Annotated in this window: 7 protein-coding genes; 3 read left to right on the forward strand and 4 right to left on the reverse strand. The window is 67.4% G+C overall.

The window, feature by feature from the left end:
- Positions 1–219 precede the first annotated feature (219 nt).
- Positions 220–2109, forward strand: coding sequence for a hypothetical protein (locus ABZW10_RS17900; RefSeq protein WP_355366114.1), 1890 nt, complete (start codon positions 220–222; stop codon positions 2107–2109).
- A gap of 258 nt (positions 2110–2367) precedes the next feature.
- On the opposite strand, the gene ABZW10_RS17905 is transcribed toward ABZW10_RS17900, so the two are convergent.
- Positions 2368–4512: a CHAT domain-containing protein gene (locus ABZW10_RS17905; protein WP_355366117.1), complete on the reverse strand. Its 2145-nt coding sequence runs from the start codon at positions 4510–4512 to the stop codon at positions 2368–2370.
- A gap of 383 nt (positions 4513–4895) precedes the next feature.
- Between ABZW10_RS17905 and ABZW10_RS17910 the strand changes: the two genes are divergently transcribed.
- A complete protein-coding gene (locus ABZW10_RS17910; RefSeq protein ID WP_355366120.1) occupies positions 4896–5498 on the forward strand; it encodes a hypothetical protein in 603 nt (200 codons plus the stop codon).
- A gap of 337 nt (positions 5499–5835) precedes the next feature.
- Here the strand turns inward: ABZW10_RS17910 and ABZW10_RS17915 are convergent, their stop codons facing one another.
- Genes ABZW10_RS17915 through ABZW10_RS17925 form a run of 3 tightly spaced genes read right to left on the reverse strand, consistent with a single transcriptional unit; the run spans position 5836 to position 10697 of the window.
- A complete protein-coding gene (locus tag ABZW10_RS17915) occupies positions 5836–7893 on the reverse strand; it encodes a hypothetical protein (RefSeq protein WP_355366123.1) in 2058 nt (685 codons plus the stop codon).
- Between the two features lie 45 nt (positions 7894–7938).
- The gene (locus tag ABZW10_RS17920) at positions 7939–10020 is read right to left on the reverse strand and encodes a hypothetical protein (protein ID WP_355366126.1); all 2082 of its coding nucleotides are present in this window, start codon (positions 10018–10020) and stop codon (positions 7939–7941) included.
- Positions 10017–10697: a hypothetical protein gene (locus tag ABZW10_RS17925; RefSeq protein ID WP_355366129.1), complete on the reverse strand. Its 681-nt coding sequence runs from the start codon at positions 10695–10697 to the stop codon at positions 10017–10019. The genes ABZW10_RS17920 and ABZW10_RS17925 overlap by 4 nt, the downstream gene beginning before the upstream one ends.
- A gap of 463 nt (positions 10698–11160) precedes the next feature.
- Here ABZW10_RS17925 and ABZW10_RS17930 point away from each other — a divergent pair, with 463 nt between their 5' ends.
- Positions 11161–13707: a tetratricopeptide repeat protein gene (locus tag ABZW10_RS17930; RefSeq protein ID WP_355366132.1), complete on the forward strand. Its 2547-nt coding sequence runs from the start codon at positions 11161–11163 to the stop codon at positions 13705–13707.
- Positions 13708–13984 lie beyond the last annotated feature (277 nt).

Below are 13984 nucleotides of genomic sequence, written 5' to 3' on the forward strand. Positions count from 1 at the left end.
GTGAATAAGTCCAGCGGACGCCAGAAGTACCGACTGCGACGCCCTAGGATTTGGAATCAGCCTGGCCCGCGCGAGGGGCCAGATCCGGGTGCCTCATCCGACCTGCCGGCACCGACGGAGAACCTTCTTCGTATATATGTCCGCATGCCATCGCCAAGGACAAACTCACCACGTATTTGCGTCAGTTCGCGCCGGGTCGGGGCACCTCACTTCTCCAGAGTGGAAGCGATCATGATGCACCAGCAAGCAGCAGCCGCGCGTGCCGACTTCACCCAGGAGCCGCTCGAAGTAGTCCGACTCCGCATCGGCCAGTTCGACAACTTCGCTCGGCTCATTCCGCAGGCCGATGGAACCCAGGCGCTCCTCGAAGCGCTCTTTCTCTCCGCGGTCGCCCGCAGCACAGCCGAGGTTGATCTCGGCACTGCTCCGTTCGGCGTCGTCGATGTGAGCCCGCTGCCGAATCGGCTGGACATCCATCTCGCCGGGCCCGAGGCGTTCCGGCCGGTGCTCGATCTGCTCCCGACCCGGGACAGCGACAAGACGATCCACGGAGTCGCTGGCCTCATGGCCCGACCTGTCCGTACCTCCGTGCACGTGGCTTTCGACCACAGCCAGGCCAGCGGGGAGTTGCGGTTGTGGACCGAGGGTGCTGACCTGACTGAACTCCTGGCTGAGCACGCGGCTGCCACCACAGCGCGAGGGCATCGGGTGCTGTGGAGCACCAGTTCGCCGCTGCCTAAACCGAAGCTCCTGCACGGGCGCAGGGCCGTTCGACCGCTGAGTCGGCAGAAGCCCAGCCCCATCACACCGCCGGTCAGGACTTCACAGTTCCTGGCCAGCGCCCTGTTGCGTCGTCCCGGGATCTGGACGCGTCTGGAGGGCCACCTGGACCTGAGGGTCTCCAGCTCGGAAGTCGAGCACGGCGTCGACTGGCTGCTCGACCGCATCGTCACCCCGAGGACGGCTGTCCACGACGACCGCATTGCCTGCCTTCTGGGCGACGCGATTGCAGGGCCCGACCTCATCTGGGATCGGGCAACCCACACCTGCGGACCCAATGAGTGCCGTATGCGGTTCGTCCCCCGCGAGGCCGGCCACGGGTGGAACGGCGTGCTGACCGTGCGAACTGTTCGGGCCACCTCAGACCACCTTCCAGCACGCCGCCCCAGGCCGTTCACCGTCCTCTCGGAATCTCTTGTGGAGAACAAGGTCTCGCCGCTCCGGCCCACACGCAATGGCGCGCTGCCGTCCTCGGACAGACACGACCGGAACCCCGGACTCGTCGTGCAGCTTGAGTCGGTGGGCTACTCCCTGAGCAAGACGTCCTGCTGGAAGATCGCCTTGCACTTGGGCGCCGGCTGGGCCCAGCACGGTTGGCGAGTGCTCGTCGTTCACGACGTCAGCGAGGCATCCGCGCAGCCGGCGGCTTATCCCCCTCCGACGTGGCCCGAACGGCCTCGTCCGAAGGCCCCGACAGAGGATGCGCCCTGGCAGCGTCTTCGCCTCACCAGCGGCCCAGGAGAGCTTCACGTCCACGTGGGAAGCCACGGCTGGGAAGCGCTGGAGAAGCTCATCCCGCGGGCCCGATCCGACTTCGACTGGATCATCCTGGCGGACAGCATCTCGAACAGTTACAGGTACATGGGCCCCACGATGCTGGACGGCATCACCGATCGCTTCGTCGTCGCGGTGGAAGACCCGGGCTACACAACCACGATCGCCGTCGCGAGTGCTGGCGGCCAACAGAGCACGAACTTGGACCGCCACGTCGACCTGACACCGGCCGAGTCCGCGACTGTATGGCGGGAGCAGAACCTCCGGATGTTGGCGAGCAACATCCCGGTAGCTGGCCTCATTCTCGTTCCAGGGAGCAAGCATCACCAGCCCTCGGTGGAGTTCCGGGACGCCGCCGACGCTCGACTTGCCGATTTCGGCACGCCCGTCCTTGCCCGTCTTACCAGCGAACTGATCTTCGAGGAGCGCACCGTCCTGGACAACGTCAGTCCTCGCGCGCGCGAAGACCTCCTGGCCACCAGTGCGCACCTCGCCCACCTGCTCGCGATGCACGCGGCCGGGTGGTCGGTCCCTTCTCTAGAGGCTCGTGCCTGACTCGGAGCCACGGGCCCGGAGGCAACCACCCGGGCCCACCAGCATGTTGTGGAGAAGCAGCACCGCGCCCGCCGGTCTACGTCCCTCGGCCCTCGTCATGCCATCCACCTGGTCCGGCCAGACTGGTCAACAGCACCATCCGGATCGCCAGCCTGGCCGGCCGCCGAGGTGGCGACGCATAACCTGGACGGCAGCGGGCCACCCTGCATGACCCGCTCCAGTTCGGAATGCCCCGATCGAAGCCTTACAGAACAACCTTTAGCCAGCTAGGGCTCGTTCGGTGTGGTGGCGAAGGGAGGAGAGGAAGATTCGGTCGGGGCGGCCGGCGAAGACATAGAAGAGGGACTCGGGGATGTAGCCGGGATGGCGGAACCAGTTGCGGATGCGGGGGCCCTGGCCCTGGTCGTCGGCGATTTCGCCGAGGATTTGTTCGGTGTCCTCGTAGACGTGTGCCCGGCGGATCTGGCCGTTGGCGCGGTTCGCCATGAACTCGACGGCCACAGGGCGGCCGGTGGGGGTGGGGCTGGCAGCCCACTTCTTGAGGTTTGGGGTTGCGGTGAGGATGTCGTTGACCGCGTTGGATGTCTGGACGTGATGCCAGACATCCAGGAGGGTGGCGAACTGTCCCGGCTTGGCGATCTCTTCGGCGAGGTACACCAGGAATCGGTTCATCAGCATGGCGTTGTGCCGGACGTCGACCGGGACTTGGGTTCCGAGCACCGCCAACGCGCCCTCCCGGAGTAGGAGATCGGTGATGGCCACGGCTCCGGAACCACGCGGGGCGACGTGGCAGGCGCTGAGCATGACTACCGGGGGCATGTGGTCGATCCCGAGGAACAGGCGTGGGGCGCCACCGACCTGGAGTGCGGCTGAGTTACCGACCATCGTTCCGTGCGCGCTGAGGACGAGGATGTCAGGGCGGTGTTCGGCCACCGCCTCTTGCAGGGCATCGAGGGTGAGTGTCTCGGCCTGGACGACGGTGAGCGCGTCGGGGGTGGCGATCTGGCGGGCCAGCCGCCAGCCTTCGCGGGAGAGCCGCCCGATCCGGTCGCTGACGGGGATGCACTCGGCGATCAGCACCTTGATGCGGTGATTCAGGCCGAGCGGCGGCCGGGTGACGGTCTGGAGCTGGAGCGTCCTGGTCAGTGGCTGGAGCGGCCGGTAAGCGACGGGCAGTCGGGCGCACAGGGGGGAAGTGTCCCCGGGCATGGTGAGCAGCCCGAGGGGGAAGTCGGAGAACACCGTCAGGGCCGAGGCGCGTTCGATCGCGGCCCGCAGTTCGTCGCTCCACAGCGGCCGGACGGCGTCATTCAGCCGGGTGAGCAGACGTCGGGTAGTGGCGCTGCCGGGGCCATCGATGAAATGCCGTTCGAGGTCAGCGAGGGCGAGGAACGCATCCCGGGGTACGGTGGGCAGCATCAGGCCCAGCCCGCTGCTCGCGATGGCTTGGTGGGTCACCGCGAACTCGACGGCCGCCCGTTCGACCAGGTGATCGGGACGCTCGTGGAGGTTGACGGACCAGGTGTCGTCCGGGCTAGCGGCAGGCTGCGGTTCCAACTGCCGCCGGAGTTCGCCGTCGTAGGCATTGCGGGTGTACGCGGGAGCCGCCCCGGGCAGGCCCAGCGCGAGCGGTACTCGCAGTCTGGCGGTCTCCTCCCCTGCCGTTTGAGGGAAGCGGCGTTCGGCGACTTCCGGGGAGGCACCTTCCCGTTCGAGACGGGCCAGGGTGGCCAGGTGAATCTGCCCGTTGAGGGCCTGGGTGAAGGCCCGGTCGATATCCGTGTCCTGGACGGTCGACTCCATGGTCGGCCAGCCCATCTGCCGGGCTAGCCTGCGGTGTGGCAGGGTGAGCGGGGCCAGGTCCAGCCGACGGGTGAGGGACAACTCGCCGGTGAGTGCTGGTAGCTCGGAGGCGTAGTGCTGCTGGATGGCGCGCCACTGGGCGGCGAGGGTGATGTCGTTCATCTGCGAGTAGGGGGTCGCGGGCAGGGCGAACCCCAGTGAGGAGGACCGCTCCCGAGCCTCGTCGAGCAGTTCGTCCGGGCAGACGGCGAGGACGGGGTGACGGCCTTGCGGGAGATCACCGATCCGGTCCGCATCGAAGCAGTCGATCGGCACCATCAGGATGTGATGGTCGAGAAGCAGATGCTGAGCCGCCTTCAGCTTCTGGATGGGGACGTCAACTAGGTCCAGCAGCGTGGCGGGGAGGTGCAGGCAGTACCAGAGCCCGGGGAGCGCGGTGGCCACGGACTTGGCCAGGCCATGCGGCGCCGTCGACTCCGCGTCGGCCGGCCGTTCAAAGACGACCGGTACGTACGGCAACGCGTCCTGGGCGCGGCCTTCCCCGGGCCCGGGGGCGAACAGGACCGCGTACAGCGGGGGCAGTTCCAGAGGTGACGGCATTGACGTGGGGGACCTCATGTGCGCTCGGCCGGTGACCCTTTCAACCTACCCTGCCGGCAGTCGAGTTGCTCGGGGATGGGAGCAGCGGCAACAGTCCCTTCCGCCATCGGCGAGGGCCCCACCACGAAGTACGCGCCTCCGGGCCCCTGCCGGCACCGCGCTGGTTCTCGGCGCACCGGCGTGGCGAGGTGCTGATGACAACGGGTTCCCCTATCCTCGACATTGGGCCCGGAGGTGGTCCACGGCTGGCCGTTCGCCCGGACGAATTGTGCTGTGAGCCGGCGGGTGGGATGCCCAACCTCCTCGCGATTGGCCGTGCCATCAGATGACATCACCGTCTCACTTCGCGGCGCAGTCCGGGCTGTCGCCGGCGAGGATCTTCAATGCCGCATGTCAACGACCGTGCGCGCCTCAAGCAGTACCTGGCCCTCATGTCCGTACCCCAGCATGTGCTGCAGGCGGCCACGGTCAACGGACGGATCGAGCTGGACACCAAGGACGCCGGCCAGGAGAACTTCCAGGCCCTGCTCTGGGACCTGCTGTTCAGCTCCGGTCACTCTCACCCGTGGGACCACCGCGGCGGAAGGTCCTTCCGCGAGCTCGCCGGGTACTACGAGTGGATCATGCCCGCACCGCACAAGCTGACGATTCAGGCGAGCGTGGCTCCGCGGGTAGCGCAAAACCGGCTCCGAGAAGAGTCCGGAGAACCTCACGTTCTGGCGAACCTCGGGTATCACGGCTGCGGAGGAGAGTGCTTCCCCTCACTGGGCCCCCACTCCCTGTACGCCGTTGCGCAGTCGGCTGATGGTGCGCGCGAGCACCTGGTGGAGGCACTGGCCCCACACCGCCGAGATCGTGCCCGCGCGCCGGAGCAACACCAGCCGATGCCTGACCTGGCGAAAGGGGCCATCCTGGGCGGAGGTGGCGGAGCTTCTGGTCAACAGCGCCATCCGGATCGCCTACGCCGTCCAGGTCTCCGACCCTGACGAGCTCGACGTCAGTGTGCTGAGGCTCGGGCCAGCCGCCATCGAGCTGGCTCGCCCCAGCTAACTTGATCTTTAACCGGTGCGGTGAGGTGGCGTCGGCGCGGTGTGCGGCTCGGGTCCGTCGGTGCCGGGGTCGGTGCGGGTGGTATTGAGCAGGTCGGCAAGCGGTCATGTGAAGGGCGAGAACGACGCCGCCCTTGCAGGGAGCGGGGTCAGTGGTGGCGCGCAGTGTATGGACGGGCCGGTGGCAGCAAGGTGGAGCTGGGCGGTGACGTCGTCGGCCAGGTCGCGGTGGGGCTGGTCCGGGAGGGTCTCGAGGGTGAAGCCCTCACCGCTGCTATGGCGCTGCCCGAAGCAAGTTGGGGTTGTCGCGTCCACCAGGCACGCGAACGATAGCGACGTAACAGGGTTCTATTTCGCCTTGGCGCTGGACAGGCTCGATCCAGATGCTGTTGAACAGGTTGACGGCGCCTTCGGCGCCAACGGTTTTGTCGAGTACGAGCAAGATCGCGAAGGCAGCGCTGGTGTTCTGGTACTCGGCGGCCTGGGCCACGTACTTCCGTAGCCCTGTCTCGGTTGCGTCGTCCTCTTCGATCTTGCATTCGACGTTGAACCGCGTCGCAGGAAATGAGACGAGGATGTCGGCACGGCCACCGCCTCGGTCGATCACTTCAGAGTTGACGATACCGAAGAGGGCGGAGAAGGTGAGCACCTCGCGGTAATGCTGGTGGAAGAGGGCTTCGTCGACCTTCTGCTTCTTGCCGTCCTTGTCGCGTAGGCGCAGGTATTCGGTGTAGGAGCCTCCCATCTTCCGGCCGATGTCGTAGCAGATGTAGGCGTACCTCACGGTGGCGTCGAGGAGGAGGGCAAACGGGTCGGCGATGTCGGGTAGCCAGTCACTGGACTTGGCCAGCTGGCTGGTGAGGTCTCGCATCAGCCGGCTGTATTTGGCGTCGGTGATGGGCGCGACGACGTCCTCGCGGGCCCGCAAGGCCAGTTCCATGGCGTCGAGGGCTCCTTCATCGATGCTCTCGACCAAGGCGGCAAACTCCTGGGGAATGGTGGCGGCCAGCCGATGCCAGCGTCGTGCTTTTCCCGGATCACCTGCCGTTGTGGTTCCAACTGCCCCGTCGGGCGCGGCGGCGCGCTGGAGGAGTGCGGCGTAGAGCTCTTGGGCGGCAGGATCCTGGCGTAGTTCGTCGTCGTGGGTCAGGGCGTACCTCAGGGTGTCGATACGGTTCTCTCGCTGCAGGAAGGTGTCCTCGATGACGGGTGCCACCAGGGTCTCGATCACGGCGGCTGCCGGCGCGCCGGTGAGGACCGCGACGGTGCTGTGCGCGGTGTATGCGCTCAGCAGCGCGGTGAGGATGCCTTGGCCGCGTTCGTACCAGGGGTTGTCGCTGCCCATGTGGGGGGCGGCTGTATCAAGGCGGAGGGTGAGTTCGATCCAGGCGGTGATGTCGCGCTGGCGGGGTTGTGCCCAGGCTGGAGTGGTCGTGTGCCAGCGCCACGAGCGATAGCGCTGAAGGGTGCTGCGCAGGGTCGCTGCGGCGGCCGGGACCCTGGTGGGAGCGTCCGGAGCGGAGAGACCGAGGACAGCGTCGATGGCTGAGTGGTAGAGCTGGGCATCGAGGCGGTCCGGGTCCGTGGCGATCACTTCGGCCAGGCGTTGTTGGGTCGCTGCCAGCTGGGCGGCCATGGTGGCGTACTGGTCCTGTTGCAGGGCTTCGCGCAGGTCCGCAAGGGCCAGTTCGAACGCGGCGTCCCGGCAGGTGTGGTCCAGCATCAGGCATCGTTCCAATGCCTCGCGGAGCCCGGCGCCGGGGTGCTGGCCTTCTAGGACGCCCAGTAGGCGTGGAAGGCGGGCGGCGAAGGCCTCGGGCAGGGCAGCGGCGTCCTCAGTGATCGCGTCCATGGCGCCTAGGAGCCGGGCTGCGCTGGTGATGCCGGCCAGGGTGAGCTGGACGAGGCAGTCGGCGGCTTCGGCGCCTATGAGGGCGGTCGCCACGTCATCGCCTGCTTCTTCGGCGGCGGTGAGTCTTGCCAGCAGGACGCGCACCAGTGGCTGGCCTAGGCCCCGGGAGAGAGCGGGGCGGGTGGTGAGGACGTCCAGAGCACCGGTGAATGCTGCATGACTGTCCTGTTCGCGTAGGCCGGTAAGCACTGCCGCGCACAGTGGAAGTGCAGCATTGGTCCCCGCCCCCGTGTCGGCGTGTTCGAGGAGGTGGGCGGCGGCACTGGCGAGAAAGGGCAGCAACGGCCCTGTTGCCAGTTCGTCTGCGGCAGCTGTGACCTCGTCGAGGCCGCCCAGGTCGGCCACGGTGGGGCCGGCGCGGCGCTCGGCCGGGGTGGCTTGCCGCGCCCACGTGGAGAGACGCTGCTCGATGGCTTGCATCTGGTCTCCCTCCTGAGCACGTGGTCGATGCGCCAGCCCGGCTTGTCAGAACAACTGGCGGCTATCGTGCCCGGTCACGATACGGTCCGCGGGAAAGGTGTCCCACACTGCGTCCTCGATCGACGTGATGACGATCTGCATGCCGGGAACGGTGCTCGCCGTGTCGTAAAGGGTCTGGAGCGTCGCCCGGGCGTGCTCAGCGACGAGTTCTTCGGCGGTGGGGGCATCGATCAGCAGAAGGCCGGGGTGGGACATGATGCCTCGCCTGCGGCCGACGGTGATCATGCTGACCACCGTGGCGATCCTCATGCGCAGGCGCTCGGTGGGGCTGAAGGCGGAGAAGCGGTGGCGGGCACCCGACTTCTTGGCGTTGACGTTGCCGTTCAGCGACAGGTTGACGCTCGTCAGGTTGGTGACACCCAGGCGCTGGGCGAGCGTGACGATCTCCTCGTTCAGTTCGGCGAAGAGGCTGCGGCTGTGCTCGGCAACGATGGGGCTGAGCACGTCTGCCGCAGCGCCGAGGATGGAGTCGTCCAAGCTTGGCGGAGCCGTCGGGGTGGCGCCCGCCTCGATGTACTCGCCGACCACGGCGGGCATCGCACTGGAGGTTCCCTCGGCGACGGCCAGGGCGCCCTGGAGCTGGTACAGCTCCTGCTGTGCCGATTCGAACTGGGTGTACCAGTCGGCCGAACGCGCGGCCTCGAGAAGCCTGCTCGCCTGGTTGTATGCAGCGCGGCTCTGGTCCAGAGCCTTCGCCGCCGCGTCGAGGGCAGCCTGGGCGGTCTTCTCTGCAGTACGAGAGGCGTTCAGACGGTCGTCGAGGCGGCTCAGTGCTGCTGCCTGGGCCTCGGGGTCCTCTGCGGGCTGCTCCGGGAGGTCGTTGGTGCAGAGCGAGCACACATGCCGGCTGTCTTCTGCCTTCCGTCGGTCGTCGTCGAAGACGGTCTCGCAGCGGGGGCAGGTTTCCGGGTCCAGTGCGCCAAGGAGCAGCCGGGCGGCACTGCTCTGCCGGGCGCGTCGGACTGCCCGCTCGTCGGCCAGGCGATCCTTGCGCGCTGCAGCGCGATGTTCTTCGGCCTCCTGGTGCGTGCGCTGGCATGCGGCAACCTGGCGGGCCGCGGAGTCGACGCCGGCGAGGAGCCGGGTGAGGTCGGGCTTCGACGTCTGGAAGGACTGGAGCCGTCCCTGCACGGTCTCCAGAGCAAGCCGCAGCGGCTCGGCCTGATCGTGCCGGGCCTGGGCGTCCTCCTTGGCGCGCCGTACCACCCGATTGCTCTCCTGGGTGTCCTTCTTCCGCGCGGTGGTCAGCTGGCTGAGTTCAGAGGCGTAGGGGACGTCCAGGAAGAGCTGCATGAGCTTGACGGGAAGCTGGCCATAGGTGGTAGGGCCGAGGAGGACTTTGCCGCTGGCCGAGTTCAGGGCGACCCCGTAGAAGAAGCTCGCCCATCCGTGCCGGTCCTCGCGGCTGTCGCGTTGGCCGTCGGCGTCCTTCGGCGCTCCTGGCTCGGCAGTCCAGACGTAAACGGGCTTCAGGCCAAGGCGGTCGAGCATGAACCTGTCGATGAGCTGCTTCACGCCCTCCGGCTCCGCCCTCGCCGCGGTTCGCACACCCGGGCCGCTCTCCTGACGGTCCTCCAGCCCCAGCAGCGAGGCCACGGTGTCGGCGGTCAGCAGAGTGGCGCTAGGGTGGCCGGCCCTGTCGAAGGTGAGGCGGATGGACGCGGGAACGCCGGCGACCTCGATGTCGGCGCGCACGTACGAGAACCAGCCCACGGTCTCCGGTCTGCAGAACTCGTCGAATCCCTCGCCCCGCAAGGCGAAGCTGAGGGCCCACAGCAGGCTGGACTTGCCTGCGGAGTTGATGGTGCTCGCGATCGCCCACGGGCCCGCGCCCAAGCGCATGCGAAGGGTGAACGGCCCGTCGTTGTCGTCCGTGCCGCTCTTGGTGCCATCGCAGTACACGTAATGGACGACAAGCTCGCGCCGGACCGGCAGCGGGCTCGTCAGGTGGATGCCGTGTGCGGCAAGTACGTCCCTGACCATCGCCGGATCGGCACCGGGGACCTGGGCGGCGATCCTGCCGATCAGCTCGTCCTCCTGCGGGACCGGCAGGTGCTCGGTGGTCATGCGGCGTCCCCCTGGGATGAAGCGGCACTGCGCAGCGCCGCGAGGCGAGCGCGGGCGCGGGCGGCGATCGACGGGATGGTCTCGTTCAGCGGTGTCTCGGCGTAATCCCGCTGGAGGTACTGCCTGCGCCTCAGGGCAACGGCGGAGTGCCCCGTCGCCTCTGCCAATGCCCTCACCAGCAAGGCTCGCTCGGTGTACCAAGCGAGTTCGGGGAACCGCTCGGAGGCCTGCTGGGCGACTTGCTGACCCTTTGCCGTCAGGAAGTAGTTGTCCTGCAACACGCGATCGTCCGTGCGGCGCTGGGTGATGACGAGCAATCTCGGCGCAACCAGAACGCTCAGGGCAAGGTCGAGATACTCGAAGGCACCGAAGAGGTAGCGCAGCATAGGGATGGCACACACCTCAGGCTCATCCGAGTCCAGGATGTCCGCAGCCAAACCCAGGAGGATCTCCTCATGGCTGCGTTCGTAGTCGTTCAGGAGCTCGTCAGCCAGGTAGTCCGGGTTCCGCAGCCAAAAGTCAAGCTTTTGCAAACGACTCTCGGCTCGAAGCACGCCGACTGCATTCTCGGGCGCCGTGGCCTTCCCCGCCTCGTCCAGCGGGTCCGCAACGGCAGCGATCAGGAGCAGCAGCCGAATCGCGTCGGAGAACCGATCCCCATCGTAGTCCTCATCCACTCACACACCGTAATAGCGAGTTCAGGTTGGGATCAATCCCCGGTGCGGGTGTTCCAGTGACCGTTGGGTCGTCTCAGAGGCGGCAGTGATGGAACTCGTCGCGGCGGTAGTGAACTTGACGGCAGTGAAGCCCGTGAACCTGGTGCCAGTGATCGTCACGCACGTCCCGCCCGCGGCCCGGCCGTGGCCAGGACGAGGACGAGGACGAGGCCCAGCAGGCTGGAGTCGACCACCGCGATAGTGGAGGTGATGGTGTTGGTGGCGGGGTCGACCACCGAAACGCTTCCAGGGTCGTCGGCGACGTAGAACGCCGCTGACGGCTATGCAGAGGCTGAGCCCGGGCGCGACCTCGACGCTTCAACAACCTGACGAGCAGTCAACCACGTCGCCGGGCTCCCACCCGGGTTCGGCTCCGCGAGTTTCGGTAGCCTTGGCTGCCGCCTGTTCGATGTGTGGAGGGTCCGTGTCGGAAAGCACCGCAGCGGTTGGGGCGGGTGTGCCGCCGATCAACTTCGTCATGCATCAGGCGCGCACCGGCAGCATGGGCGGGGCGCGCGAGGATTTCGAGACGATGATCGGCCTACTGGCCGCTGCGACCACGCCGAACGTGCGGAACATTGCGGCGAACCCGGGCGACTGGGGAATCGACGCGTTCGCCGGTGACCTCGGCGATGCCGTTACCATCTGGCAGTCCAAGTACTTCTGGCCGATCACCGAAGGGGGAACTCACCAGCAGGCGATCCGGGAGTCCTTCGAATCCGCCGTGAGAGCCGCCGCGGAGCACGGCTACGCGGTGGCGAACTGGATCCTGTGCATCCCCTCCAGCATGGACGGTGCCACTGCCAAATGGTGGGACGCATGGAAGAAGCGCAAGGAGAAGGAACAAGGCGTCGTGATCGAGCTGTGGGACGAGACCGCACTGCGTCAGAGGCTCCACACTCCCGAGGCGGACGACGTACGGCGGGCCTACTACGAGCCCTTGCACGGGAAGTCGCCCACCGACTGCGGAACCAGTTGTCTCCGGGACCTGTCCCGATGGCCGTTGGTGAAGCACTGGGACGTGCTCCAGGCGGGCGTGCACCGGGTGCGCCGAGGGGGCAATGGCGACCGCGTCACGCCGTACGTGGCGCGGGACATCGACGAATGCCTGAAGCTGCGGATTTCCGAGGCTGCCGTCCAGGGCGGACTGGTGCTGGTGGTCGGCGACTCCACTGCCGGTAAGACGCGTGCGGCCTTCGAGGCAGTGCGCGCTGTGCTCCCTGAGCACCGAGTCCTGAGCCCGGAGAGCGGCAGCGACCTTCAGTCGATGGTCGAGGTCCTGGAGGGAACCAGCGACCCATGCGTGGTGTGGCTCGACGACCTGGAGCTGTACCTCGGCCCAGAGGCGTTGACCCCAGCGCTGCTCGCGAGGTTCACACGGTCGCGAACTCCTGTCGTGGCGACGATGCGGTCCTCCCAATATCTCCTCCTCAACAGCTTTGCGGACGCCGACGGCGCCATGGCCGCCAGAGCCTCCAACCAAGCTGTCGCCGCAGCGGCAGCCAGGGTCCTCAATCTCGCGGAATCCGTTGACTTGAACCGGCTGTGGAGCGAGGTGGAGCTCGCCCATGCGGCACAGAGTACAGACAGCCGTGTTCTCGAGGCCGTGGAGCACCACAGCCCCTACGGCGTGGCGGAGTACCTGGCGGCCGGGCCCGCTCTCCTCCAGGGATGGCGGCGCTCCTGGCGCGCGGGTGCTCACCCCAGAAGTGCCTCCATCGTCGCCGCGGCGGTGGACCTCTCTCGCACCGGAATGCGCGGCCCCTTCACGGAAGGGCAGTTGAAGGAACTGCACGACATCTACCTCGCGAGGGAGGGCGGCCCCGTTCTCCGTCCCGAGTCGTGGTCGGACGCGATGGCCTGGGCGACCAAGGTGCACTACGGGGTGACGAGTCTGCTCATTCCATCGACCGATGGCGCATGGCGGGTCTTCGACTACCTGGCCGATCACACGACCAGTGAAATCCCTGCTCAGGCCTGGGACTTTGCCTTGGAAAACTCCCACTCGCCCGCAGATCGGTACACGATCGGCGTCAATGCCTACCGGCCGGCGCCCGCGGTTGCCGAGCGCGTCTGGCGTGAACTGGCCGACCGCGGCGTGGTGGAAGCCATGCACTCCCTCGGCGTTCTGCGCCTGAACGCCGGGGACGACGGAGACGAGGCGGAGCAGTGGTTCCGTCGTGCGGTGGACGCCGGTCACCTCATGGCGGCGAACAATCTCGGGATCGTGCTCGTCCGGTCGGGTCGATCGGAGGAAGCAGAGGCGATGTTCCGGTTGGCCATGGCCGTCGATCGAGGGCTCGCTTCGCAAAGTCTCGCGACGCTCCTCGTGGAAACCGGCCGCCGGGACGAGGCGGAGGGGTACTACCAACAAGCCATCGAGTCCGGGCACAGCGCCGCAGCCATCGGCTACGGGAAGATGCTGGCGGAGGACGGCCACCTCGCCGAAGCCGAGGTTCTGTTTCGCTTCGCCATCGAGGACCATCCCGGGCCGGCCATGATGAACCTGGGGTGCGTGCTGGCGGCCGTGGGACGCTTGGAAGATGCCGAGCACACGCTGACGCAGGCCCTGGAGTCCGGACACACGAAGGCCGCAGCGCCCCTTTACCAGCTCTACAGCGCCGCAGGGCGTTGGGCGGAAGCGGAGGAGCTCGCCGAGCAGGCTGCCGAGGCCGGAAATCCCGAAGCGGCACTTGGACTCGGACTGGCGCTCATCGAGGAAGGTGAGCCCGACCGCGCCGAGCGTATCCTTCGACGGGCTGCCGAGAGCGGTCTGATCACAGCGGCCGTGAGTCTCGGACTTCTGCTGCGACGCCAGGGCAGGGCACCCGAAGCGGCGGAGATGCTGGCCGGTTCGCTCAGTCAGCTGACCTCCGGTAAGGCACGTCAGTACGCTGACTTCCTCGCGGAGTGGGGCCGCCAGGATCTGGCCGAGGTCGTTATCGGGCATGTCGACGGCCGGGATCGATGACTGTCGGCTGGCGGATCGGTCGCCGGATCGGTTCGGGTTCCACAGTCACGGAGCCGTGACACGGTCCTCGACAGCGCGCCCGACAGAGCGTCGGGCGCCAGCACGCCGGCCGTCGCCGTCGCGCCAACGGCAATCATGGTCGGCCAGCCGCCATAGGCCCAGGCGAGGGGGCCGAGGGTGGATCCGACGACGATTCCGGTGAACCGCAGGGTCAAGCGGCAGGTGACGAGTCGGCTGTGCGTGTCCGTCCCCAGAGTGACAGGGCACCCCGGCAGGC

The sequence above is a fragment of the Kitasatospora sp. NPDC004723 genome (assembly GCF_040609255.1).
Classification (GTDB): domain Bacteria; phylum Actinomycetota; class Actinomycetes; order Streptomycetales; family Streptomycetaceae; genus Kitasatospora.